Here is a 24,487-nt window from a genome sequence, read left to right on the forward strand (position 1 = left end):
GCGCGTCGTGCGCTGGGTCGTGCGCTGGTCGCTGCGCTGGGTCGCCCCCCGGGTGGCCATGCGGTCACCGTACCGGGACGCGGGTGCGCCGACCGGGCGAGCACCCGGCCGCGCCCCACCCTCTCCCGCCCGGCACCGGCACCGCCGCCGACACGCCGCAGGCTCCCCGCCGGACCGGCCGGGACGGGCCGGGCCCGGACCGACAGACTGACCGCGTGCCCCCGCTGACCACCGCCGACCGTGGCCGTCTCGTCGGCATCGACCTGGCCCGCGCCGTCGCGGTCGTGGGGATGATGGCCGTCCACGTCCTGCCCGGGGAGGAGGCGCCGGGGACCGCGGGGGTCCTGCACTCCCTGGCCCACGGCCGCGCCTCGGGGTTGTTCGCCGTGCTGGCGGGGGTCTCCCTGGGGCTGTCCACCCGCCGTGACGAGCGCGACCGCGCCGCGGGCCGGGCCTCGGTCGCCGTCCGGGGACTGCTCGTGGCCCTCGTCGGGCTGCTGCTGGTGGACGTCGGCAGCCGGGTCGCGGTGATCCTGCCCTACTACGGGGTGGCCTTCGTCGTCGTGCTGCCGTTCCTGTGGTGGCCCGCCCGCCGGCTGGCGGTCCTGGGGGTGGGGTGGCTGGCGCTGGCCCCGCTGCTGTCGTTCGCGGTGCGCCGCGCGGCGGACCTGGGCCCGCAGTTCGAGCAGCCCACGCTGGCGTGGCTGGTGCGGCCGGCGGAGCTGCTGGAGACGCTCACGCTGACGGGGTACTACCCGGTCGTGGGCTGGGCGGGGTACCTCGTGCTGGGTCTGGCCCTGTCGCGGGTGGACCTGCGCACCGGCGCCGGGGCGCTGCGGGTGCTGGGGGCCGGGGCCGTGCTGGCCGCGCTCGGGTGGCTCGGCAGCGGCGCGCTGCTGGGACCCGGCGGGGGTGCGGCGGTGCTGCGGCCGCTCACGGGGGTGCCCGGACCGGCCGGCACGGACTTCCACGGCACCGTCCCGACGGACTCGTGGTGGTGGCTGGCCGTCGTCGCGCCGCACTCCGGGACGCCGTTCGACCTGCTGCACACGGCCGGGACCGGTCTGCTCGTCATCGGGGGTGCCTGCCTGCTGCCGACGGTCCTGACGCGGTTCCTCGCCCCGGTGGCCGCCCTGGGCAGCATGCCGCTGACGGTCTACACCGGGCACGTGCTGGCGCTGGCCGGGACGACGGACCACTCCCTGCGACTGCTGGCCCTGCACGTCCTCGTGGCGTGCGCGGCGGCGACGCTGTGGCGCCTGACGCTGGGGCGGGGTCCGCTGGAGGACGTCGTGAGCGCGCTCGCCGGCCGGGCGGCCAGACCGCTGCGCCGGTGACGCCGGCACCGGGTGGGCCGGTGTCAGCCGGTCACCGGCCCGGGTCCCCCGCGTGCGCCCACTCCCCCGAGGCGATCTGCAGCACCTCCCCGTCCCGGCCGCTGCGCCGGGTCACCCACTGGGCCCGACCCGGGACGCGGTGCTCGAACCGTGCCCCGTGCACGACGGTCCCCTCCTCGGCGGGTCCGGACAGGAGCAGGGCGGGGGCGCCGACCTCGCGCAGGTGGCGCGGGAAGCCGTGCAGGAGGGCGGCGGCCGCTCCCCCGGAGGTGCGGGCCACGACGAGGTGGAGCCCGACGTCGCCCGCGACGGCGAGCAGGTCCCGCAGTGGCGCCAGCGGGTCCTGCGAGCTCATGGCGAGCGGTTCCAGGTCGACGACGACGACGAGGGCGCGCACCGGTCCACCAGCTGCCGTCGCGCAGTTGCTCACGGGTGACGTCGGGGCCGGGCAGGCGCCGGGCGAGGCGTTCGGCCAGGCCCGCGACGATGCGCAGCTCCTCGGGGCTGAACCGGTCAACGGCCCCGTCGAGGACCGCCCGCAGGGCCGTCGTCTCCCTGTCAAGGCCCGGGTTTGCTGGAGACCTCCGAGCAACACCCTGGAGAGGGTGGTGGTCTCCGTGGCTGCTTCCAGGAAGTACCCCGACGAACTGCGTGAGCGCGCGATCCGACTGGCGCTGGACGCCCGCCGCGACCCCGCCACCCGCACCGGGGCCTCGGGACGGATCGAGGACCACCTCGGCACCAACCCCGGAACACTGCGCAACTGGGTCGTCCAAGCCGAGGTCGATGCCGTCGACCGGCCCGGGACGAGCACCGATGACACCGCTCGCCCGGCCGAGCTGGAGAAGGAAGTGCGCGAGCTGCGCCGCGCGGATGAGATCCTTCGCCGGGCGTCGGCTCTCCTCTCGGTAGAGCTCGACCGCCCCACCCGCTGACCAGCCAGGAGATCGTCGAGTTCATCGACGCCAACGAGGACGAGCTCGGCGTCGAGCCTGGGAGCTGCCGCTGGCAGCGGCGTCTGCCGGGAACTGCAGGTCGCGCCGAGCACCTACTACGCCGCCCGCAGCAGACCACCATCAGCGCGAGCGGTGTCCGACCAGGCGGCGTTGATCGAGATCGACCAGGTCCACCAGGACAACCTGCGGGTCTACGACGCCCGGAAGCTGGACGCGGCGATCGACCGGCAGCGCGCCGCCTAGGCCCCAGCCGGTCAGTCCGCGGCCCGGATCGCCCGCTGCGCCGTCGAACGACTCACGGAAGTCACCGGCCTGCACGGGCTGCGCCGAGGCGGCGAACCACCCCGGACCACGGTTTCTGGCCCGGCCGACAACCGACCGGACCTGGTCGAACGCGACTTCACCGCCGAACTCCCCGACCGCCTCCGGGTCGCCGACGTCCTCCCGGCGCCAGGGCGCTGGGAGGTGCCCCCACCCCCATCCGCACCTGCTCAGGGTGGGTGTGCGCCGCGTTCGTCCAGGACGTCTGCACCCGCCGCATCCTCGGGTGGCAGCCCCGGGTGTCACCGCTGACCGTCTGCGCACCGAACTGGCCTTGGACGCCGCGCAGATGGCGTTCTGGATTCGTCGCCGCGAGGGGGCGGACCTGGCCGGGTTGAAGCACCACTCGGACGAAGGGTCTCACCACGTCGCGATGCGCCACACCCGAGAACCTGGCCGCCGAGGGCGCCGTCGCCTCGGTCGGCTCCACCGGTGACTCCTACGACAACGCGATGGCCGAGGCGTTCAACCCGTTGTTCGAGGCCGAGTGCACCCGCAACCCGCACCTACCCGGCCGCGGGGCTCTCGGCGGGGTCTGGACGACGTCGAGCGGGCCGTCGCCGGCTACGTCGAGTGGTACGGCACCCGCCGGCTGCACGGCGAACTCGGCATGGTCCCGCCGGTCGAGTTCCAGGCCCAGTTCGAGATCACGGCCAGCGCGGAGGTCACCGCCGCCTGGGTGTTGCTCCACACCCTCCGTGAAACCCGGGCCTTGACAGGAGAACCGCCCAGCCCCCTCGCCCGGACACCGACGGGGACGGACGGCGGTGGGGCGGGGCTGAGGAGTCCGTCGATGACCGTCGTGACCACGTGACCCGCCGGCACGGGTCGACCACCCGCACCGGGGCTGAGTGCGCACCGGTGCAGCGGAGTTCCGCACGGGGAGTGAGCCCCGGGTGCGACCGGGCCCGGACCGCGGCGACTCGCGCGGACGACGACGGTTCCCGGGGCGACCTCGTCCGGCACCTGCCGCGCCGCACGCGGTGAGCCGCCCGCGTCGCTCCACCACCCGCCGCACCGGCGCCCGGGGGGTTCGGACGTTCGGGGGTTCGGGGTTCCCACCTGTCAGGGGGTGGCGGTAGACCGGTGGCGGGCCACGCGCTCCAGCAGCCCCGGCGCCTCGCCCGCCGCAGCGGGGTCCGCGTCACCGGAGGTGGCGGCCACGTGCCGCCCCGCCGCGGACCCGTCCCCGTCGTGGGGACCGTCCGCACCGGGCCCGGTGACCCGGACCTCGATGCGGACCTCCCCCGGCGCGGGGGCCGAGACCTCCCCCGTCACCGTCACCGGGTCGGGCCACGGGACGTGGACGGTCACCGAACCGGTGGGCGGGTCGATCCCGGCGGGCAGCTCGACGGTGCCGGACAGCAGCTCCCGCCCACCAGCCGCGGGCGGCGGGGGGACCGGGGCGGGGCTCAGGCGCGGCGCAGGACCCGGAACCGGCGGCTCGGGCTGCGGCGGCGCGGGACTGGCCGGCGCGGGACTGGCCGGCGCAGGACTGGGCGCGGCGGGACTGATCGGGGCAGGACTGGGCGGGGCAGGACGGGGCGGGGCGGGGCGCGGCGGGGCCGGTCGCGCGCTCGGCGTCACGGTGGCGGGCCCCCGGCCCGCGGGGTCGACCAGCGGGCGGGAGGACGTCACCCCGGCCCCGGCGGCGGGGGCGTCGTGCGCCGGCGCGAGGGCCGGGGACGGCGGGGTCACCGGTGTCGACGTCACGGGCGCGGGCGGGACGACGGCCGGCGGGGCGATCAGGGGCGAGGCGAGGGCCGGCGGGGTGAGGGCCGGCAGGGCGGACGGTGCGGGTGCCGCCGCCGGACCCACGGCAGCACCCGGCGCGTGGTCGGTCCCGCCGACCAGCGCGACTCCCCCGAGCACGCCGAGGGAGACGGTCAACCCGGCGGCCACGACACGGGCGGGGCGGGACCCGAGGAGACCTCCCGTGGAGTGCCGTGGGGAGTAGGCAGCCTCCGACCGGGCACGACGAAGCGTCTGCACGGCGTGAACCTAGCACCCGTGGTCGCAGACCGTAGTCCTACCGACACGATTCCGCAGACGCGGGGCAGGGAGGTCGGCGCCGCCCCCGGCCACCACCCCGCGCAGCGCGGCGGCGCAACCGCCCCCCACGAGCGGGAGGCGGCTGCGCCGGGGAGTGCGGGCGTCAGGCGGTGACGACGACCGGCACGATCATCGGCCGGCGGCGGTGGGTCTGGGACACCCAGGTCCCCACGGTGCGCCGGACGATCTGTTGCAACTGGTAGGTGTCCACCGGGCCGGTGGACGCCTCGTTGAGCGCGTTCTCCACGCGCTTGCGGATGGCGTTGAACCGGTCGTCGCCGTCGCCGATGAACCCGCGGGCGTTGAACTCCGGGCCCGAGACGACCTTGCCGGTGACCGAGTCGACCGCGACGAAGATGGAGATGAACCCCTCCTCGCCGAGGATGCGGCGGTCCTTGAGGTCGGCCTCGGTGATCTCCCCGACGCTGGACCCGTCGACGTAGACGTAGCCGACGGGGACGGCCCCGACGATGCTCGCCCTCCCCTCGACGAGGTCGACGACGACGCCGTCCTCGGCGATGACGACGCGCTCGCGCGGAACGCCCGTCTTGACGGCCAGTTCCGCGTTGGCCAGCAGGTGGCGGTACTCACCGTGCACCGGCATGACGTTGCGGGGCTTGAGGATGTTGTAGCAGTAGAGGAGTTCCCCGGCGCTGGCGTGCCCGGAGACGTGGATCTTCGCGCTCTGCTGGTGCACGACCGTCGCCCCGAGGCGGGCCAGGCCGTTGACGACCCGGTACACCGAGTTCTCGTTGCCCGGGATGAGGGAGGAGGCCAGGATCACCGTGTCCCCCGCGTCGATCGCGATGCGGTGGTCGCGGTTGGCCATGCGCGACAGGGCCGCCATGGGCTCGCCCTGCGACCCGGTGCACATGAGCACGACGCGGTCCTCGGGCAGGTCGTCGACCTGCTTGAGGTCGATGAGCAGGTTCTTCGGGACCGTCAGGTACCCCAGGTCCGCCGCGATGCCCATGTTGCGGACCATCGAGCGGCCCACGAGGGCGACCTTGCGCCCGTGCGCGTCCGCGGCGTTGAGCACCTGCTGCACCCGGTGCACGTGCGAGGCGAACGAGGCGACGATGATGCGCTTCTCGGCGCGGCCGAACAACTGCTCCAGCACCGGGCCGATGTCGCGCTCGGGGGCGGTGAACCCGGGCACCTCGGCGTTGGTGGAGTCGACGCAGAACAGGTCCACGCCCTCGTCACCGAGGCGGGCGAACGCGTTGAGGTCGGTGATCCGGTCGTCCAGCGGCAACTGGTCCATCTTGAAGTCGCCGGTGTGCAGGACGAGCCCGGCCGCCGTGCGGATCGCGACGGCCAGGGCGTCGGGGATCGAGTGGTTCACCGCGATGAACTCGCACTCGAACGGCCCGAGCTGTTCCTTCTGCCCCTCGCGCACCGCGTGCGTGTACGGCTTGATGCGGTGTTCCTTGAGCTTGGCCTCGATGAGGGCCAGCGTGAGCTGGGACCCCAGCAGGGGGATGTCCGGGCGCAGCTTCAGCAGGTACGGGACGGCCCCGATGTGGTCCTCGTGCCCGTGCGTCAGCACGAGCGCGACGATGTCGTCGAGGCGGTCGGCGATGGGCCCGAAGTCGGGCAGGATCAGGTCGACACCGGGCTGGTGGTCCTCGGGGAACAGGACACCGCAGTCGACGACGAGGAGCTTGCCCTCGTGCTCCAGGACGGTCATGTTGCGCCCGACCTCGCCCAGGCCACCGAGGCCGTAGACGCGCAAGGCGCCCTTCGGCAGCGGCGGCGGGGACGTCAGTTCGGGGTGGGGGTGGCTCATGCGGCTCCTCCTGCGGCGCGGGGCCGCGACGGTCGGTCGGGTGGGGCGGGGTTCTTCAGGCGCCGGGGGCCGCGGTCAGCCCGGCCAGCTCCAGGTCGGCGCGGACGGCCTCGACCTCCTGGGCGGTCGCGGCCAGCAGCGGCTGGCGCACGGTGCGCCCGGCCAGGACACCGGTCGCCTCGAGCGCGGCCTTGACGGCCACGGCGCCCTGGGTGCGCGTCATGATCCCGCGGACGGCGGGCAGCAGCTGGGCGTTCAGGCGGCGCGCCGTGAGCAGGTCACCGGCGTCGACGGCGGCGATCATGCGGGCGTACTCGCGGCCGGCGACGTGGCTGACCACGGAGACGATGCCGGACCCGCCGAGGGCCAGCAGCGGCAGGTTGAGCGCGTCCTCACCGGAGTAGTAGGCCAGGTCGGTGCGGGCCAGCACCTGCGAGGTGCCGTACAGGTCGCTCTTGGCGTCCTTGACGGCGACGATCCGGTGGTGCTCGGCGGCCCGGACCAGGGTCTCGGTCGCGATCGGCACCCCCGAGCGGCCGGGGATGTCGTAGAGCATCACCGGCAGGCCGGTGGCGTCGGCGACCGTCTCGAAGTGGGCCAGGACCGCGGCCTGCGGGGGCTTGTTGTAGTAGGGCGTCACCACGAGCAGGCCGTGCGCGCCCGCCTTCTCGGCGGCGCGGGCCAGCTCCACGGTGTGCCGGGTGTCGTTGGTGCCCACACCGGCGACGACGGTGGCCCGGTCCCCCACGGCGTCCAGGACCGTGCGCAGCAGCGCGTCCTTCTCCTGGTCGGAGGTGGTGGGCGACTCCCCCGTGGTGCCGCTGACGACGAGGCCGTCGTGGCCGGTGTCGACGAGGTGCCCGGCCAGCGCGCCCGCGGCGGCCAGGTCCAGGGAGCCGTCGGGCCGGAAGGGGGTGACCATCGCGCTCAGCACCGTCCCGAACGGACGGGGAGGCTGTGCTGCGGTGGCGGTCGGCATGGGCCGAGGTTACCGCGACGGGCGCGGCCACCGGCCCACCGCTCGCGCCGCGCGGGGCGGGGCGTGCCGAGGTGGACGGACGTGGGCGGACGTGGACTGACGTGGGCGGACCCGGTCGCTGCCCGCTCGGGGGTCCGGGCAGCGACCGGGTCCTGAGGTGGTCATCGGGGCCGGGCCCGTCCGCGTTACAGCGCCGGGCTCAGACCAGGACGACCCGCAGCCCCTCGCCCTCCTCGCGCACCCGCACCGCCGACAGCAGCGGGACGACGAGGTCGGCGTCCAGCGGGCCCTCGGGGTGGGTCGTGCGGACGGCGAGGGTCGCGCACCCGGCCGCCCGCGCCGCGGCCAGCCCGGCGGGGGCGTCCTCCACGACGAGGCAGTCGGCCGGGTCCAGGCCCAGCCGCTGCGCGCCCAGCAGGAAGCAGTCCGGGGCCGGTTTGCCCCGCACGACGTCGTCGAAGGTGACGAGCACGGACGGCTCGGCCAGCCCGGCGGCGTGCCGGCGGGCGTCGGCCAGCGGCGCCGAGCACGACGTGACGAGGGCCCACCGGCGCGGGGGCAGCCCGGCCAGCAGGTCGCCCACGCCCGGCAGCTGCACGACGCCGTCGACGTCGCCCACCTCCAGCTCCAGGATGCGCGCCGCGGCCGCGGCGGCGGCCTCGGGGCCGACGAGGTCGGCGACGATCTCCGGGGCCGGGCGGCCGTGCCCGTGGGCCCGCAGCAGGGCCTCGCCGCTGACCCCGTGCTCCACCGCCCACGTCGTCCAGCACCGCTCGATGGCGCGGGTGGAGTCGACCAGCGTGCCGTCCATGTCGAACAGGACGGCGGCGAAGGTGCGCTCCAGGACACGCTCGGGCGCGGTGCCCCCGGTCGCGGGGGGCGGGTCGGCGGCAGGACGGGTCTCCACCCGCGGCACCCTACGACCCGCTCCCCGTGCCGGACGGGGCGGCGGGACGGGCGGCGGGGCGGGGCGGACCGGGGCGGGTCAGGGCAGCAGGACGATCCGGCCCCGCCGGTGCGGGCGCTCGGCGGTGGTGAAGGCCTCCACGACGTCGGTGAGCGCGAACGCCTGGGCGATCGGCACGTGCAGCCGCTCGGTCGCGACGAGGTCGACGAGCTCGGCCAGCACCTGCGCCCGCGCCGGGCCCGCCGGCCCGAACTCCAGGTCGGCCTCCAGCGGCAGCGTGGCCACGCACCGCTCGGCGCGGACCGCGAGCGCCTCGGCGAGGTGCTCCACGTCGGCGCCGGTGGTGTCCACGAGCACGTCGACCCGGCCGGCCCGCTCGTGCACGGCCCGGGCCAGGGCACCGGCGTCGGCGGGTTCGACCGCGTCCGCGCCGTGGGCGTGCAGCCAGTCGTGGTGCACGGCGTCGGCGACGCCGACGACCCCGGCCCCGCACAACCGGGCGAGCTGGACGACGAGGGTGCCGACGTCGGAGGCCGCGCCGACGACGAGGACGACGTCGCCGTCGCGCACGCCGGTGGACTCCACGCACGTCCAGGCCGTCACGCCCGCCACGTACAGGGCGCCGGCGACCTCCCAGGACACGCCCGCGGGCTTGGCGACCAGGGAGCCCTCCGGGACCACGACGACGTCGGCGTGACCGCCCTGGGCCGAGCTGAAGCCGAGCACCTCGTCCCCGACGTCGACGCGGCTCACGCCGGCGCCGGTGCCGGTGACGACCCCGGCGAACTCCGAGCCCGTGGCCGCCGGGAAGGCCCGCGGGTACAGCTCGGCCAGCGCCCCCTCGCGGGCGGCGGACTCCCCGGCCGTCACGCCCGAGGCGCGGACGGTGACCTGGACCTCCCCCGGTCCGGGCTGGCGGGTGGGGACGTCGACGACGCGCAGGACGTCCGGACCGCCCCACCGCTCGAAGCGGACCTCTCTGCTCACGCGCGCAGCCTGTCCCGAACGCGTGGGCGGGGCAAGCCTGTGCTGTGCTGGTCGGGTGACCCGCGACCGCGCCGTCCGCCGTCCGCACCCGCGCACCCGCCGCGGTGTGCCGGAGCGGGCACCGTGCGTCGCCCCCGCGGCCTGGGCGCCGCGGGGCCCGGGCACCGCCGACTGACCCGGACGGGGGAATCCGGGGCCGGGGACTGCGCCGTCGGGGCCCCGGTACCGATCACCACTCGTCAGCTCTGACCACCTGCAACCGGCCGGGTGTCCGCTCCACCGCCTGGAAGTGGTGCCTCGTGGCCGACCCCACCGTCGAGCGACCCCCTCCCGCCCCGGCGACGACGTTCCCGTCCGCGCGCCTGCTGGGTGCCGCCGCGCGCCCGTTCGTCGCCGCCCTCGCCGTGCTCGGGGTGCTGGCCCTGCTCTGGCCCGGGCACGCCGAGGCCGCCGCGCGGACCGGGGGCGCCGCGCTCGTCCTGGCCGTGCTGGACGAGCGGGTCCGGCGGGTGGCGGCGGAGCGGGACGTGTGGCGCTGGTTCCGCGCCGGCGCCCTCGTCGTGACGGCCGGGTCGGCGCTGGACCTGCTCGCCGGTGTCCCGGCCGCGCTGACCGGCGCGGGCCTGATCGGCTGCGCCCTGCTGTACCGGGGCCTGATCGTGTGGAACCGCGCGCGCACCCGCACGGCCGACCCCGGTGACTGGCTCAACGGCGTCAGCGCCATCGTGGCGGTCGTGGCCGTGGCCGACCTGGTCCTGGCCGCCGCCGGGGTGCCGGTGCCGCAGGTCCTGGACCTGCAGCCGGCCCTGGTCGGTGCGGCGGCCCTGTTCGTCGTCCTGGGCACCACGCTCACCGTCGCGGGCATGGCGGCGCTGCTCACCGACGTGCGGCCCTGGCTCATCGCCGCCGGGACGACCGCGGCGCTCGCCGGTCAGGTGCTGGCCGTGACGGGGCGGCCGGGGTGGGTCGTGCCCGGCGCCGGGGTCCTGGCCCTGGGGGTGGGGGTCGCCGCCCGGCTGCCGGTGCGCCCGGTCCGGCCCCAGCCGGCCACGACGCAGTCGGTGACGGTGGGGGCCTTCGTCGTGCTGCTGGCCGGGGTGGCGGTCCTGGCGGTGGCGACCCGGTTGCCGCCGGAGACGACGACGCCGGCGGTCCTGTGGGCGGCGGCGGCCGTCGTGGGCGTCAGCTTCCGCGTCGTGCACCTCATCCGGGACCTGGCCCTGCTGGCGGTCCGTCAGCAGGAGGCCCTGACCGACGAGCTCACCGGGCTGGCCAACCGGCGCGCCTTCGACCGGGCGCTGGCCGAGCCGGCGCGCGGACGGGCGCTGCTCGTGCTGGACGTCGACCGCTTCAAGGAGGTCAACGACCGCTTCGGCCACCACGCCGGGGACCGGCTGCTCGCCGCGGTGGCGACCCGGCTGGCCTCGGCGGTCCCGCCCGGTGTCCTGCTGTGCCGGCTGGGCGGTGACGAGTTCGCCGTCCTGGCCCCCGGCCTGGGGCAGGAGGCGGCCGTGGGCCTGGGCCACGTCCTGCGCCGCGCGGCGGGTGCCGACGGGCGGCGCACGAGCGTCAGCGTCGGGGTGGCGGCCGGGCTGGTCGACGGGCTGGTCGACGGGCTGGTCGACGGGGTGACCGACGGGGTGACCGGCGGGGTGACCGGCGGGGTGACCGGCGGGGTGACCGGCGGGGTGGGTGCGGGCGGGGAGCTGTTCCGGCGGGCCGACACCGCCATGTACCAGGCGAAGGCGACCCGGTCCGGCGTCCGGCTCTACGACGCCGACCTCGACGCGTCCGCGCGCCGGCGGGCCGGTCTGGCCGACGACCTGCACGGGCTGTGGCGCGAGGGGACCCTGGAGCAGCTGGAGGTCTTCTACCAGCCGCAGGTGGCGCTGGCCGACGGGTGCGTGCGGGGGGTGGAGGCCCTGGTGCGCTGGCGCCACCCCGACCTCGGGCTGCTGTCGCCGGCCGCGTTCCTGGAGGTCGTGCAGGACGAGGGGCTGTCGGGGCCGCTGACCGTCCACGTGCTGCGCACGGCCGCGGCCGACGCGGTGCGGTGGCGCGCGGCGGGCTGGCCGGACCTGTCGGTCTCGGTCAACCTGTCGGCGAGCTGCCTGCCCGACCCGGCGCTGCTGCCGCTGCTGGAGGACCTGCGCGCGGGCGGTCTGCCCGCGCACGCCCTCGTCCTGGAGGTGACCGAGTCGGCGCTGGTGCAGGACGGGGACGCCGGGCTGGACCTGTGCCACACCCTGCGGCACCTGGGGTTCGGGCTGAGCATCGACGACTACGGGACGGGCTACTCCTCCCTGGCCCACCTCAGCGACCTGCCGGCCACGGAGCTGAAGGTCGACCGGTCCTTCACGCAGCGGCTGCTGGGGGACGCCGGGGTGCACGCGATCGTGAGCGCGACCGTCGACCTGGCCCACCGGCTCGGGCTGCGGGTGGTGGCCGAAGGCGCCGAGGACGCCGCGACGGTGCAGGCGCTGCGGGAGCTGGGCTGCGACGACGTGCAGGGGTTCGTGCACGCCGGGCCCATGCCGGTGGGCGAGCTGCGGGCCTGGCTCGCCGCGCACCGCGCGGCACCGGTCCCGGCGCCGGTCCAGATCGCGGCCCGCGCCGCGGTGCGGGGCTGAGGGACACCGGGGTCAGCGGTCCCCGGCGGGCCACTCGCAGCGGAACCACGTGACCTTGCCGCGGCCGTCGGCGCCGGGGCGCGAACCCCAGGCGCTGGCCACCACGTCCACGAGCGCGACCCCGCGTCCCCCGGTGCTGTCCAGGTCCCGGGCGCGCACCCGGGGCGGCTCGGGGCTGCCGTCGTGGACGGCGACCGTGACGTGGCCGGGGGCGCACTCGACCTCGACCCGCACGGGTGGGGCACCGTGCACGACGGCGTTGGCCACGACCTCGGAGGTCAGCAGCTCCACGGCGTCGAAGACGTCCTCGCGCCCGGCCGCCCGCGGGCCCAGCTCGCGCCGGCACCGCTCCAGGGCCCACCGTCGCGCCACGGCGACCGCTCCGGGCTCGGAGGGCAGGGTCAGGTGGTCCGACGGCACAGGGGGTTCTCCTCGCTCGCCTGCGACGCGCCGGCGGGTTGCAGCGCGTGCCGACGACACGGGACCCGGCGACGACGTCCTCCACTGTGCCCCAGGTGGGGGCACCGGGCAATCACGGAGGGCAATCCAGGAGGGTCGTCGGGCGAGGGCGTCGGGCGAGGGACGGCACGGAGCGCGCGAGCCCGCGACGTCGCCGAGAGTGGGGGCATGAGCGAACCGCAACCCGACCCGCAGCCCGACCCGCAGCCCGACCCGCAGCCCGCCGCGACGGACCCCGACGCCGACCCCGGGCAGCTGAACCCCCGCGACACCCGCGCCACCGGCAGCGGGGACGGCGCGCGCGAGGACGACACCGGTCCCGGAGCCGACCCCGACGCCGACCCCGACGCCCTCAACCCCCCGGCGCCCGGGGCGGGCCCCCGCCCCTGACGGGTGGCGGCGCGGGTGGCCGCGCAGGTGGGGCGCGGCCGACCTGCGCGGGCGGGGGCGCCCTCCTAGGGTGCGGGACGTGCTGGGACTCCCTGACCACGTGACCGCGCTGCTGTTCGACCTCGACGGGGTCCTCACCGACACCGCCGCCGTCCACGACCGCGCGTGGACGACGACGTTCGACGCCTTCCTGCGCGCCCGCGCCGAGCACACCGGGGAGGAGTTCCGCCCCTTCGACCCCGAGGACGACTACGCCCGCCACGTCGACGGCAAACCCCGCGCCGACGGGGTGCGCGACTTCCTCGCCTCGCGCGGGATCACGTTGCCGGAGGGGTCGGCGGACGACCCCGCCGACCAGGCCTACGGGGACACCACGGTCGCCGGCCTGGGCAACCGCAAGAACGAGGACCTGCTGCGGCGCATCGAGACCGACGGCGTCGAGGTGTACGAGGGGTCGCGGCGCTACCTGCGGGCCGCCCGCGAGGCCGGCCTGCGCCGCGCCGTCGTCTCCTCCAGCGCCAACACCCGGCGGGTCCTGGAGGTGACCGGGCTGGGCGAGTTCGTCGAGGCCCGGATCGACGGGGTCACCCTGCGCGAGCAGGACATCGCCGGCAAGCCCGCGCCCGACAGCTACCTGGCCGGGGCCCGTGCGCTGGGGGTCGAGCCCGGGCGGGCGGCGGTGTTCGAGGACGCGCTGTCGGGGGTGCGGGCCGGCCGCGCCGGGGGTTTCGGCGCCGTCGTGGGGGTCGACCGGGCCCCGGGGCGGGCCGGGCACGCCGAGGCGCTGCGCGAGCACGGGGCGACGGTCGTCGTCACCGACCTGGCCGACCTGCTCGAGACGTCGTCGTGATCACCCAGGACACCTTCCCCGTCGAACCCTGGCAGGTCCGCGAGACGCAGCTCGTGCTGGACCTGCTGGGGTCCTCCGAGTCGGTGTTCGCGCTGTCCAACGGCCACCTGGGGTTCCGCGGCAACCTGGACGAGGGCGAACCGCACGCCCTGCCGGGGACCTACCTGAACTCCTTCCACGAGGACCGGCCGCTGCCCTACGCCGAGGCCGGGTACGGCTACCCCGAGGTGGGGCAGAGCGTCGTCAACGTCACCGACGGCAAGCTCGTCCGGCTCCTGGTCGACGACGAGCCCTTCGACGTGCGCTACGGCACGCTGCTCTCGCACGAACGCGTCCTGGACCTGCGGGCCGGCACGCTGGTCCGCACGGTGGACTGGTGCTCCCCGGCCGGCAAGCGCGTGCGGGTGCGCTCCACCCGGCTGGTCTCGTTCGTGCAGCGCGCCTGCGCCGCGGTCGAGTTCGTCGTCGAGGCCGTCGGGGAACCGGTCCGGGTCACGCTGCAGTCGGAGCTGGTGGCCAACGCCGCGATGCCCGAGCAGTCCGGGGACCCGCGGGTGGCGGCGGTGCTGCGCTCGCCGCTGCAGGCCGTGGAGAGCGACGGCGGGACGGCCGGGGCCACGCTGGTGCACCGCACCCGCTCCACCGGGCTGCAGATGGCCGCCGGCATGGAGAACCACGTGCAGGCCCCCGGACGGACCGACCTGGACACCCACACCGCCGACGACTGGGCCCGCACGACCGTCGTGTCGAGCCTGGAGCCCGGGCAGGAGCTGCGGCTGACGAAGTACCTGGCCTACGGCTGGTCGGCGCTGCGCTCCACGCCGGCGCTGCGCGACCAGGTCGCCGGCGCGCTCTCCGGTGCCCGGTTCACCGGGTTCGCGGGGATGCTGGCCGAGCAGCGCGCCTACCTCGACGACTTCTGGGACGCCGCCGACGTGCAGGTCGAGGGGGACGCCGAGGTCCAGCAGGCCGTGCGGTTCGCGCTGTTCCACGTCCTGCAGGCCGGGGCGCGGGCCGAGCAGCGCGGCATCGCGGCCAAGGGGCTGACCGGCCCGGGCTACGACGGGCACGTCTTCTGGGACACCGAGGCCTACGTGCTGCCGGTGCTCACGTACACGGCCCCGCAGGCCGTGGCCGACGCCCTGCGCTGGCGCGCGCGCACGGTCGACGCGGCGCGGCAGCGGGCCGGTGAGCTCGGGCTGCGGGGGGCCGCCTTCCCCTGGCGGACCATCCGCGGCCAGGAGTCCAGCGGGTACTGGCCGGCCGGCACCGCGGCGTTCCACGTCAACGCCGACATCGCCGCCGCGGTGGAGCGGTACCGGGTGGTGACCGGCAGCGAGGACCTGGAGACCGACGGGGGGCTGCTCGTCCTCGTCGAGACCGCACGGCTGTGGATGTCGCTGGGGCACCACGACGCGCGGGGGCACTGGCACGTGGCCGGGGTCACGGGCCCGGACGAGTACACCGCGGTCGTGGTGGACAACGTCTTCACCAACCTCGCCGCGGCGCAGAACCTGCGGGTGGCCGCGCAGGCGTGCGGCCGCCACCCCGACCTGGCCCGGTCCCTGGGGGTGGACCTGGAGGAGCAGGCCGCGTGGCGGGACGCGGCCGCCGCGGTCACCGTGCCCTACGACGAGGACCTGCGCGTGCACCAGCAGTGCGAGGGGTTCACCCGGCGCCCGGAGTGGGACTTCGAAGCGCACCGGGAGTACCCGCTGCTGCTGCACTCCCCCTACTTCGACCTCTACCGGCGCCAGGTCGTCAAGCAGGCCGACCTGCAGATGGCGCTGTTCTGGTTCCCCGACGCGTTCAGCGCGCAGGACAAGGCCCGCGCGGTCGACTACTACGAGCGGCGCACCGTGCGGGACTCCTCGCTGTCGGCTGCGGTGCAGGCGATCACGGTGGCCGAGGTCGGGCACCTGGACCTGGCCCACGACTACGTCTACGAGGCCGCGACCGTGGACCTGCGCAACCTGCACCACAACACCGGCGACGGGTTGCACATCGCCTCCCTGGCCGGGACGTGGCTGGCGCTGGTGCACGGCCTCGGCGGGATGCGCGACTCCGGCGGCACCCTGCGGTTCGACCCGCACCTGCCCCCGGGGCTGAGCCGGTTGCGGTTCACCGTGCGCTGGCGGGCGGCCAAGCTGTGCGTCGACGTCACCGGGACGGAGGTGACGTACACCGTGCGCGACCACGGGTCCAGCATCGACCTGCGCCACGGCGAGGAGGAGCTGACCGTGCGGTCCGGGCAGCCGGTGACGCGGCCGGTGACGCCCCTGGCCCCCCTGCTGCCCCGACCCCGGCAACCAGCCGGGCGCGCCCCGCGCCACCGCGACCCCACCGGGTGAGCCCGGGCGTCGGGCGCGGTGACCGGTGACCCACCCCGTCAGGACGGCGAGCGGTGCAGCTTCACGGCGTGGCGGGCCGCGGCCCGCCCGCGGCGACGGTCCCCGGCCGCGTCGTAGGCCATCGCGAGGCGGTACCAGGCCCCCGCGTCCTGCGGGGACGCCTCGACCTCGGCCCGGGCCTGCTCCCAGGCGCGCGCGCCCGCGGCCCGGTCGATGCGCCCGGCCGCGGTGCGGTCGAGGTCGTCCAGCGGCAGCTCCCCGCGCGCGGCGAGCTCGCGGCCCAGCCGCTCGGTCGCCAGCCCGAACAGCAGCTCGCGCACCACGGCCCACAGCCCCACGAGCGGCAGCAGGAACAGGGCGATCCCCAGGAGGACGCCCGCCCACTGCCCGGTCCGGATCAGCTCGTAGCCCAGGCGGCCGAGGAAGACGAAGTAGAACAGCAGCGCGGCGACGCTCACCGCGACGACGACCTTGGTGCGCACGCCCGCCGCTCCCCCGTCAGCCCAGGTCGAGGTAGTGCTCGAGACCGACCGTCACACCCGGCCGGGAGGCGACCTGACGGACCCCCACGAGCAGACCGGGCATGTAGGCGGCCCGGTCGTAGGTGTCGTCGCGCAGGGTCAGGGTCTCCCCCGGACCGCCGAGGACGACCTCCTGGTGCGCGGTCATCCCCCGCATCCGGACGGCGTGCACGTGGATGCCGTCGACGACCGCGCCGCGGGCCCCGGGCAGCTCCGTCGTCGTGGCGTCCGGCACCGCGCCGAGACCGGCCTCGGCGCGCGCGGCCGCGATGAGCCTAGCGGTGCGGATGGCCGAGCCGCTGGGGGCGTCGACCTTGTCCGGGTGGTGCAGCTCGACGACCTCGACGGACTCGAAGAACTTCGCGGCCTTGGCCGCGAGCTGCATGACGAGCACCGCGCCGATGCCGAAGTTCGTCGCGATGAGGACGTTGCGGTCCGCCGCCCGCGCCCACTGCTGCACCTGCGCCACGCGCTCGGGCGTGAACCCCGTGGTGCCGGTGACGACGTGCATCCCGTGGGCCAAGGCCCACTCGACGTTGCCCATGACCTGGTCGGGCACCGTGAGGTCGACGAAGACGTCGCTGCCGGCGGCCGCGGCCAGGTCGTCCCCGCGACCGAGCGCGGCGAGGAGGTCGAGGTCGGGCGCGGCCTCGACGGCGGCGACGGCGAGCGAACCCATCCGCCCGCGCGCCCCCGCCACCGAGACCCGCACCGCAGCCGCGTCGGGGCTCGTCACTGCACGACCCCGGTGAAGCCGGTGTCGTCCCCGAAGGGACCGACCACGGTCACCGACCGCGGGCGGCGCAGCAGGTCGGCCGCCATCTCCTGCACCTGCTCGGCCGTGACCGAGCGGATGCGGGCCAGCACCGTGTCGACGTCGAGGAACTGCCCGTGGGTCAGCTCGGACTTGCCCAGGCGGTTCATCCGCGAGCCGGAGTCCTCCAGGCCCAGCACGAGACCGCCGGTGAGCTGACCGATCCCGCGGGCCAGCTCCTCGGCCTCCAGCGGCGTCTCCCCCAGCTCCACGAGCTCGGCGAGCATGAGGTCGCTGACCTGCGCGGCCTTGGCCGGGGAGCACCCGGCGTACAGGCCCACGTAACCGGAGTCGGCGTAGTTGGCGTTGAACGAGTACACCGAGTACGCCAGACCGCGCTTCTCGCGGACCTCCTGGAACAGCCGCGAGCTCATCCCGCCGCCCAGGACGGCGTTGAGCACCGACAGCGTGAACCGGCGCGGGTCGGTCGCGGTGATGCCCGTCATGCCGAGCAGGACGTGCGCCTGCTCGGTCTGGCGGTCCACGACGAGCGCGCGACCGCGGTCCAGACCGCCGGCCACCTCACCGCTGACCCGGCGCGGACGCGGGGCGGCCTGCCCGAGGTCACCCGCGGCGCGGTCCAGCTCGCGCTGCACCGTCGCCACGACCTCGTCGTGGTCCAGGCCGCCGGCGGCGGTGAACACGAGGGTGGAGGGCTGGTAGTGCTCGCGGTAGTGCGCCCACACGTCGTCGCGCCCGACGGCCCGGATGGTCTCGGGGGTGCCCCCGATGGGCCGGGCCAGCGGGTGCTCGCCCAGGACGAGCTCGGCGAAGCGCTCGTGCGCGACGTCACCGGGGTCGTCGTCGTTCATCGCCAGCTCCTCGAGGATGACCTCGCGCTCGCTGGTGAAGTCGTCGTCGTCCAGGACGGCGGAGGTGACCATGTCGGTCACGACGTCGATGGCCATCGGCAGGTCGGAGTCCAGGACCCGGGCGTAGTAGGTCGTGTGCTCCTTGCCGGTGGCGGCGTTGGCCTCCCCGCCGACGGCGTCGAAGGCCGAGGCGATGTCCATCGCGTCCCGGCGCTCGGTGCCCTTGAACAGCAGGTGCTCCAGGAAGTGCGTGGAGCCGAAGTGGCCCCTCGTCTCGTCGCGCGAGCCGACGCCGACCCAGCAGCCGATGCTCGCCGAGCGCTGGCCCGGCATGGCCTCGGTCAGCACGCGCGCACCGCACGGCAGGACCGTGCGCTGGACGAGGGCCCCGCCGGAGTCCGACAGGACGGTGGTAGCGGGAACCCCGCCGGCCGCCACGGTGGGCAGCTCGACGGGGTTCCCGGTCGGGTTCGACGTCACCTCAGGCGTCGGCCGTCTCGGCCGCGTCGGCGGAACCCTCGGCGGCCTCCTCGGCGACGACCGGCACGAGCGACAGCTTGCCGCGCGGGTCGATCTCGGCGATCTCGACCTGGACCTTCTGGCCCACCGAGACGACGTCCTCGACGTTGTCCACGCGCTTGCCGCCGGACAGCTTGCGCAGCTGGGAGATGTGCAGCAGGCCGTCCTTGCCGGGCATGAGCGAGACGAACGCGCCGAAGGTCGTCGTCTTGACGACGGTGCCGAGGTAGCGCTCGCCGACCTCGGGCATCGTCGGGTTGGCGATGGCGTTGACCGCCGCGCGGGCCGCCTCCGCCGAGGGACCGTCGACGGCCCCGATGAACACCGTGCCGTCGTCCTCGATGGAGATGTCGGCGCCGGTGTCCTCCTGGATCTGGTTGATCATCTTGCCCTTGGGCCCGATGACCTCGCCGATCTTGTCCACGGGGACCTTGACGGTGATGATGCGCGGCGCGGTCGGCGACATCTCGTCCGGGGTGTCGATGGCCTCGGCCATGACGTCCAGGATGTACAGGCGCGCGTCGCGGGCCTGGGTCAGCGCCCCGGCCAGGACCGAGGCCGGGATCCCGTCGAGCTTGGTGTCGAGCTGGATCGCGGTGACGAACTCCTTGGTGCCGGCCACCTTGAAGTCCATGTCCCCGAACGCGTCCTCGGCGCCGAGGATGTCGGTCAGCGCCGCGTACTGCGTCTGGCCCTCGACGGTGTCGGAGACCAGGCCCATGGCGATGCCGGCGACGGGGGCGCGCAGCGGGACACCGGCGTTGAGCAGCGACAGCGTCGAGGCGCAGACCGAGCCCATCGAGGTGGAACCGTTGGAGCCCAGCGCCTCGGAGACCTGGCGGATCGCGTAGGGGAACTCCTCGCGGGCCGGCAGGACGGGGACGATCGCGCGCTCGGCCAGGGCGCCGTGCCCGATCTCGCGCCGCTTGGGCGAGCCGACGCGGCCGGTCTCACCGGTCGAGTACGGCGGGAAGTTGTAGTTGTGCATGTAGCGCTTGCGCGTCACCGGGGACAGCGTGTCGAGCTGCTGCTCCATGCGGAGCATGTTCAGCGTGGTGACACCCAGGATCTGGGTCTCCCCGCGCTCGAACAGCGCCGAGCCGTGCACGCGGGGCAGGACCTCGACCTCGGCGGACAGCGTCCGGATGTCGGCCAGCCCGCGCCCGTCGATGCGGACCTTGTCCTTGAGGATGCGCTGGCGGATCAGGGCCTTCTGCACCGAGCGGTAGGCCGCGGAGACCTCCTTCTCGCGGCCCGCGAAGGCCTCGGCGAGCTCACCCTTGACGCGGTCCTTGATCTCGTCGATCCGGGTCTCGCGCTCCTGCTTGCCGGCGATGGCCAGCGCGGCGGCCAGCTCGGTCGCCGAGGCGTCGAAGACGGCCTGGTAGGTGTCCTCGGCGTAGTCGGGGAACAGCGGGAACTCCGCGGTCGGCTTGGCGGCCTTCGCGGCGACCTCGGCCTGGGCCTTGACGAGCTTGGCGATGTGCGGCTTGGCGGCCTCCAGGCCCTGGGCCACGACCTCCTCGGTGGGGGCGGTGGCGCCCTGGTCCTTGATGAGGTTCCAGGACCCCTCGGTCGCCTCGGCCTCGACCATCATGATCGCGACGTCCTCGGTGCCGTCCGCGGCGGTCACGACGCGACCGGCGACGACCATGTCGAACACGGCGCGCTCGATCTCGGAGTAGCGCGGGAACGCGACCCACTGGCCGTCGATGAGGGCGACGCGCACGCCGCCGACCGGGCCGGAGAACGGCAGGCCGGAGAGCTGGGTCGACATCGAGGCGGCGTTGATGGCCACGACGTCGTAGGCGTCGTCGGGGTGGATCGCCATGACGGACACGACGACCTGGACCTCGTTGCGCAGGCCCTTGACGAAGCTGGGGCGCAGCGGGCGGTCGATGAGGCGGCAGGCCAGGATCGCCTCGGTCGAGGGGCGGCCCTCGCGGCGGAAGAACGAGCCGGGGATCTTGCCCGCGGCGTAGCTGCGCTCCTCCACGTCGATCGTCAGGGGGAAGAAGTCGAACTGGTCCTTGGGGGACTTGCCGGCGGTCGTGGCGCTCAGCAGGAACGTCTCGCCGTCGAGGTAGACGCTCGCGGAACCGGCGGCCTGCTTGGCCAGGCGGCCGGTCTCGAAGCGGACGGTGCGGGTGCCGAACGAGCCGTTGTCCAGGACGGCTTCGGCGGCGGTGATCTCAGGACCCTCCACGGGTTCCTCCTCCGGGTTGGCGCGGCACCCGCGCGCTCCGGCCTTCGATCGAGACCCACGGAAGACCCAGGAGGACCTGGGACGTCCGGGGGCCACTACCGAGGACCGGTGCGGCGCTGCGCGGTACCGCTGGGTGTGCTGCTCGCAGGTGGTGCACCGGCGAGTCTGCCGCGAGTGCGGCGCGGACGCGCAACAGGGGTGGCCCCGTGTCGTGGGACCACCCCTGTCGCGTCAGGTCCCTGACCGGTGGGTCAGCGACGGATGCCCAGTCGCTCGATGATCGAGCGGTAGCGGTTGATGTCCTTCTTGGCCATGTACTTCAGCAGGTTGCGACGCTGACCGACCAGCAGCAGCAGCCCGCGGCGGCTGTGGTGGTCGTGCTGGTGCGTCTTGAGGTGCTCCGTGAGGTCGCGGATGCGCTGGGTCAGCATCGCGACCTGGACCTCGGGCGAGCCGGTGTCGCCCTCGCTGGTGGCGTACTCGGCCATGATCTTCTGCTTCGTGGCGGCGTCGAGGGGCACTCGTCTCTCCTTGCACTCGTTGCGCGGTGCCTCGGGGCTGATCCACCCGGGCGCTCTGGGTCCGCGGCCGATCGAACGGCAGGGACCAGGCTACCAGCGGCGCGTCCGCACCCCGACGCGCCCCCGGCGCGCCCCCGACGGGCCTCAGCCCAGCAGCAGCGCGCGGCAGCGGGCGACGTCGCGCTCCATCTGCTCCACCAGCGGGCCGATGCCCTCGAAGCGCAGCGTCGGGCGCAGGTGGGCCACGAAGTCCAGGTCGACCCGCTCGCCGTACAGGTCCAGGACGTCGTCGGGGCCGGCCCCGGGCTGACCGGGCAGGCAGTACGCCTCGACCTGGCGGCGGACCCCGTCGAAGGTCGGGTTCGTCCCGATGGACACGGCCGCGGCCAGCCGCGCCCCGCCGGGCCGGGTCAGCCAGCCCGCGTAGACGCCGTCGGCCGGCACGAGCCCGACGGACTCCCCGGTGTCGAGGTTGGCCGTGGGGTAGCCCAGCTCCCGGCCGCGGTGGTCCCCGTGCACGACGGTGGAGCTGACGCGGTGCGGGTGGCCCAGCATCCGGGCCGCCCGGTCCACGTCGCCGGCGGCCAGCGCCTCGCGGACGGCGGTCGAGCTCCAGCGCTGCTCCCCGGCCCCGCCCCCCTCGCCCCCGTCGCCTCCGCCGTCGCCGAGGTCGTCCAGGACGACCACCTCGAAACCGTGCCGGCGGCCCAGCTCCTGCATGGTCGACAGGTCCCCGGCGTTGGCCCGCCCGAACCGCACGTCGTGGCCCACGACGACCACCTGCGCGCGCAGCGCGCCGACGAAGACGTCCTCCACGAAGCGCTCGGGGCTCCAGGAGGCCAGCTCCCGGGTGAAGCGCATGACGAGCACGGCGTCCAGGCCCGTGCGCTCCAGCAGGTCCAGGCGGTGGTCCAGACCGGTCAGCAGACCGGGGGCGCGGTCGGGGTCCAGGACCTGCAGCGGGTGCGGGTCGAAGGTGACCGCGACCGAGCCCAGACCGCGACCGCGGGCCAGGTCGACGACCCGCCCGAGCACGGCGGCGTGGCCGCGGTGGACACCGTCGAAGTTGCCGATGGTGACGACGGAGCGGCCGAACCCCGGTTCGACGTCTGACAGGTCTTCCCACCGCTGCACGCGGACACTGTGCCAGCAGCCGGTCGCGCGCCCCGAACGCGGGCTGGCTAGCGTCGTGGGCGGGACCCACCGTCGTGGACCAGCGCACGCACCGACCGACCAGAGCCGGCCCCCGGGCCGCAGCACAGGAGGACCCAGATGACCGAGGCCACGAGCGACGACCGGGTGACGGGACCCGTCGACCCGACCACCACGGCGGCCTGGTCCGCGCTGAGCGCCCACCGCGAGGCCACCACGCCGGACCTGGCGGGCTGGTTCGCCGCCGACCCCGCGCGGGCGCAGCAGCTGAGCTTCGGCGTGGGCGACCTGTTCGTCGACCTGTCGAAGAACCTCGTGACCGCCGAGACGGTGCAGGCCCTGCTGCAGCTGGCCGAGCAGACCGGCGTCCTGGCCCGCCGCGACGCGATGTTCGCCGGTGAGCACATCAACGTCACCGAGGACCGCGCCGTCCTGCACACCGCCCTGCGCCGCCCGCCGGGGGCCTCCCCCGCCCTCGTCGTCGACGGCCAGGACGTCGACGCCGACGTGCAGGCCGAGCTGGAGAAGGTGTTCGCCTTCGCCGGCGCCGTCCGCAGCGGGGAGTGGACGGGGGTGACGGGCAAGGCCATCACCCACGTCGTCAACATCGGCATCGGCGGGTCCGACCTGGGCCCGGTCATGGCCTACGAGGCCCTCAAGCCGTACGTGCAGGCCGGGCTGGAGTGCCGCTTCGTCTCCAACATCGACCCCACCGACGTGGCCGAGACGACGAAGGACCTCGACCCCGAGACGACGCTGTTCATCGTGGCGTCCAAGACGTTCGGCACGCTGGAGACCCTGACCAACGCGCGCCTGGCGCGGGCGTGGCTGTGGCGCGAGCTGTCCGGGGCGGGGGCCCTGGAGGACTCCGAGGAGGCCCGCCGGGGCGCCGTCGCGAAGCACTTCGTGGCCGTGTCGACCGCGCTGGAGAAGGTCGAGGCCTTCGGCATCGACCCGGCCAACGCGTTCGGGTTCTGGGACTGGGTGGGCGGGCGCTACTCCGTCGACTCCGCCATCGGCACGTCGCTCGCCGTCGCGGTCGGGCCGGAGGCCTTCCGGGAGTTCCTCGCCGGGTTCCACACCGTCGACGAGCACTTCCGCACGACCGAGCCGGCGAAGAACGTGCCGCTGCTCATGGGCCTGCTCAACGTCTGGTACGTGAACTTCCTCGACGCCCACACCCACGCGGTGCTGCCCTACTCGCAGTACCTGCACCGGTTCGCGGCCTACCTGCAGCAGCTGACGATGGAGTCGAACGGGAAGTCGGTCCGCTACGACGGCGAACCCGTCACCACCGACACCGGTGAGGTGTTCTGGGGCGAACCCGGCACCAACGGCCAGCACGCGTTCTACCAGCTCATCCACCAGGGGACGCGGGTGATCCCGGCCGACTTCATCGCCTTCGCCACCCCGACCCACCCGCTGGTCGACGAGGCCGCCGACGGGGCCGACGTGCACGCCCTGTTCATGGCGAACTTCTTCGCCCAGACCAAGGCGCTGGCGTTCGGCAAGTCCGCCGAGGAGGTCCGCGCCGAGGGCACGGCCGAGGACGTCGTGCCCGCGCGGGTGTTCTCCGGGAACCGGCCCACGACGTCGATCATGGCGCCCGCGCTCACCCCGTCGGTGCTCGGCCAGCTCATCGCGCTCTACGAGCACATCACGTTCGTCGAGGGCGCCGTGTGGGGCATCGACAGCTTCGACCAGTGGGGCGTGGAACTGGGCAAGAAGCTCGCCCTGGAGATCGCCCCGGCGCTGACCGGCGACACCGCGGCGCTGGACGCGCAGGACCCCTCGACCGGGTCGCTCATCCGGTACTACCTGGAGCACCGCGACCGCTGACCGGCCCGGCCGGTCCGCGCGGACCGGCGCGCTGCGGGGGCCCGGGGGGCCCCCCCGCCGCGCGCTGCCCCGCCCCTGACGCCCCGCGCGGCCCG

20 protein-coding genes are annotated in these 24,487 nt (G+C 75.1%); 7 read left to right on the forward strand and 13 right to left on the reverse strand.

What is annotated here, in order from left to right:
- The first annotated feature begins 215 nt into the window (after positions 1-215).
- Positions 216-1,337, forward strand: a complete 1,122-nt coding sequence (locus tag AB2L27_RS03495) for a heparan-alpha-glucosaminide N-acetyltransferase domain-containing protein (RefSeq protein WP_370440078.1) — start codon at positions 216-218, stop codon at positions 1,335-1,337.
- Between the two features lie 31 nt (positions 1,338-1,368).
- Here AB2L27_RS03495 and AB2L27_RS03500 read toward each other — a convergent pair whose 3' ends face one another.
- Positions 1,369-1,734: a hypothetical protein gene (locus AB2L27_RS03500; protein ID WP_370440079.1), complete on the reverse strand. Its 366-nt coding sequence runs from the start codon at positions 1,732-1,734 to the stop codon at positions 1,369-1,371.
- A gap of 208 nt (positions 1,735-1,942) precedes the next feature.
- On the opposite strand from AB2L27_RS03500, the gene AB2L27_RS03505 reads away from it, so the two are divergent.
- A complete protein-coding gene (locus AB2L27_RS03505; protein ID WP_370440080.1) occupies positions 1,943-2,272 on the forward strand; it encodes a transposase in 330 nt (109 codons plus the stop codon).
- Positions 2,273-3,679: 1,407 nt separating this feature from the next.
- Here AB2L27_RS03505 and AB2L27_RS03510 read toward each other — a convergent pair.
- From AB2L27_RS03510 to AB2L27_RS03530, 5 genes are all read right to left on the reverse strand, one after another.
- Positions 3,680-3,928, reverse strand: coding sequence for a hypothetical protein (locus AB2L27_RS03510; protein ID WP_370440081.1), 249 nt, complete (start codon positions 3,926-3,928; stop codon positions 3,680-3,682).
- Between the two features lie 841 nt (positions 3,929-4,769).
- Positions 4,770-6,455 carry a ribonuclease J gene (locus AB2L27_RS03515; protein ID WP_370440082.1) on the reverse strand — a complete coding sequence of 562 codons (1,686 nt, stop codon included), beginning with the start codon at positions 6,453-6,455 and terminating at the stop codon, positions 4,770-4,772.
- 55 nt (positions 6,456-6,510) lie between these two features.
- The gene (gene dapA, locus AB2L27_RS03520; RefSeq protein WP_370440083.1) at positions 6,511-7,434 is read right to left on the reverse strand and encodes a 4-hydroxy-tetrahydrodipicolinate synthase; all 924 of its coding nucleotides are present in this window, start codon (positions 7,432-7,434) and stop codon (positions 6,511-6,513) included.
- A gap of 199 nt (positions 7,435-7,633) precedes the next feature.
- Entirely contained in the window at positions 7,634-8,278 is a 645-nt protein-coding gene (locus AB2L27_RS03525; protein ID WP_370440193.1) for an HAD-IA family hydrolase, read from the reverse strand.
- A gap of 141 nt (positions 8,279-8,419) precedes the next feature.
- Complete coding sequence (locus tag AB2L27_RS03530) at positions 8,420-9,328, reverse strand: NADP-dependent oxidoreductase (protein ID WP_370440084.1); 909 nt, start codon at positions 9,326-9,328, stop codon at positions 8,420-8,422.
- 299 nt (positions 9,329-9,627) lie between these two features.
- Between AB2L27_RS03530 and AB2L27_RS03535 the strand changes: the two genes are divergently transcribed.
- A complete protein-coding gene (locus tag AB2L27_RS03535; protein WP_370440085.1) occupies positions 9,628-11,958 on the forward strand; it encodes a putative bifunctional diguanylate cyclase/phosphodiesterase in 2,331 nt (776 codons plus the stop codon).
- A 12-nt stretch (positions 11,959-11,970) separates the two neighbouring features.
- On the opposite strand, the gene AB2L27_RS03540 is transcribed toward AB2L27_RS03535, so the two are convergent.
- Positions 11,971-12,378, reverse strand: coding sequence for an ATP-binding protein (locus AB2L27_RS03540; RefSeq protein ID WP_370440086.1), 408 nt, complete (start codon positions 12,376-12,378; stop codon positions 11,971-11,973).
- A 207-nt stretch (positions 12,379-12,585) separates the two neighbouring features.
- Here AB2L27_RS03540 and AB2L27_RS03545 point away from each other — a divergent pair, with 207 nt between their 5' ends.
- From AB2L27_RS03545 to AB2L27_RS03555, 3 genes are all read left to right on the forward strand, one after another.
- Positions 12,586-12,807: a hypothetical protein gene (locus AB2L27_RS03545; RefSeq protein WP_370440087.1), complete on the forward strand. Its 222-nt coding sequence runs from the start codon at positions 12,586-12,588 to the stop codon at positions 12,805-12,807.
- A gap of 79 nt (positions 12,808-12,886) precedes the next feature.
- Positions 12,887-13,657 (forward strand): HAD family hydrolase, encoded by a 771-nt coding sequence (locus AB2L27_RS03550; RefSeq protein WP_370440088.1) that lies wholly within the window; start codon positions 12,887-12,889, stop codon positions 13,655-13,657.
- A complete protein-coding gene (locus AB2L27_RS03555) occupies positions 13,654-16,008 on the forward strand; it encodes a glycoside hydrolase family 65 protein (RefSeq protein ID WP_370440089.1) in 2,355 nt (784 codons plus the stop codon). The genes AB2L27_RS03550 and AB2L27_RS03555 overlap by 4 nt, the downstream gene beginning before the upstream one ends.
- A 38-nt stretch (positions 16,009-16,046) precedes the next feature.
- Here the strand turns inward: AB2L27_RS03555 and AB2L27_RS03560 are convergent, their stop codons facing one another.
- The 6 genes from AB2L27_RS03560 to AB2L27_RS03585 form a co-directional block, all read right to left on the reverse strand.
- Positions 16,047-16,490: a hypothetical protein gene (locus AB2L27_RS03560; RefSeq protein WP_370440090.1), complete on the reverse strand. Its 444-nt coding sequence runs from the start codon at positions 16,488-16,490 to the stop codon at positions 16,047-16,049.
- A gap of 16 nt (positions 16,491-16,506) precedes the next feature.
- Entirely contained in the window at positions 16,507-17,265 is a 759-nt protein-coding gene (gene dapB, locus AB2L27_RS03565) for a 4-hydroxy-tetrahydrodipicolinate reductase (protein ID WP_370440091.1), read from the reverse strand.
- A complete protein-coding gene (locus AB2L27_RS03570; protein ID WP_370440092.1) occupies positions 17,262-18,635 on the reverse strand; it encodes a M16 family metallopeptidase in 1,374 nt (457 codons plus the stop codon). The genes dapB and AB2L27_RS03570 overlap by 4 nt, the downstream gene beginning before the upstream one ends.
- A 1-nt stretch (position 18,636) precedes the next feature.
- Positions 18,637-20,880: a polyribonucleotide nucleotidyltransferase gene (locus AB2L27_RS03575; protein WP_370440093.1), complete on the reverse strand. Its 2,244-nt coding sequence runs from the start codon at positions 20,878-20,880 to the stop codon at positions 18,637-18,639.
- Between the two features lie 251 nt (positions 20,881-21,131).
- Positions 21,132-21,401, reverse strand: a complete 270-nt coding sequence (gene rpsO, locus AB2L27_RS03580) for a 30S ribosomal protein S15 (RefSeq protein ID WP_370440094.1) — start codon at positions 21,399-21,401, stop codon at positions 21,132-21,134.
- Between the two features lie 144 nt (positions 21,402-21,545).
- A complete protein-coding gene (locus tag AB2L27_RS03585; RefSeq protein WP_370440095.1) occupies positions 21,546-22,535 on the reverse strand; it encodes a bifunctional riboflavin kinase/FAD synthetase in 990 nt (329 codons plus the stop codon).
- Positions 22,536-22,673: 138 nt separating this feature from the next.
- On the opposite strand from AB2L27_RS03585, the gene pgi reads away from it, so the two are divergent.
- Positions 22,674-24,392: a glucose-6-phosphate isomerase gene (gene pgi, locus AB2L27_RS03590; RefSeq protein ID WP_370440096.1), complete on the forward strand. Its 1,719-nt coding sequence runs from the start codon at positions 22,674-22,676 to the stop codon at positions 24,390-24,392.
- Positions 24,393-24,487: the final 95 nt, after the last annotated feature.

The organism is Kineococcus halophytocola (assembly GCF_041276425.1).
In the GTDB taxonomy this organism is placed as follows: Bacteria; Actinomycetota; Actinomycetes; order Actinomycetales; family Kineococcaceae; genus Kineococcus; species Kineococcus halophytocola.

Excerpts from the sequence above, each read along its gene's own strand:
- pgi (WP_370440096.1), top strand. The coding sequence starts at position 22,674 with ATGACCGAGGCCACGAGCGACGACCGGGTGACGGGACCCGTCGACCCG.
- AB2L27_RS03515 (WP_370440082.1), bottom strand. The coding sequence starts at position 6,455 with ATGAGCCACCCCCACCCCGAACTGACGTCCCCGCCGCCGCTGCCGAAG.
- dapA (WP_370440083.1), bottom strand. The coding sequence starts at position 7,434 with ATGCCGACCGCCACCGCAGCACAGCCTCCCCGTCCGTTCGGGACGGTG.
- AB2L27_RS03545 (WP_370440087.1), top strand. The coding sequence starts at position 12,586 with ATGAGCGAACCGCAACCCGACCCGCAGCCCGACCCGCAGCCCGACCCG.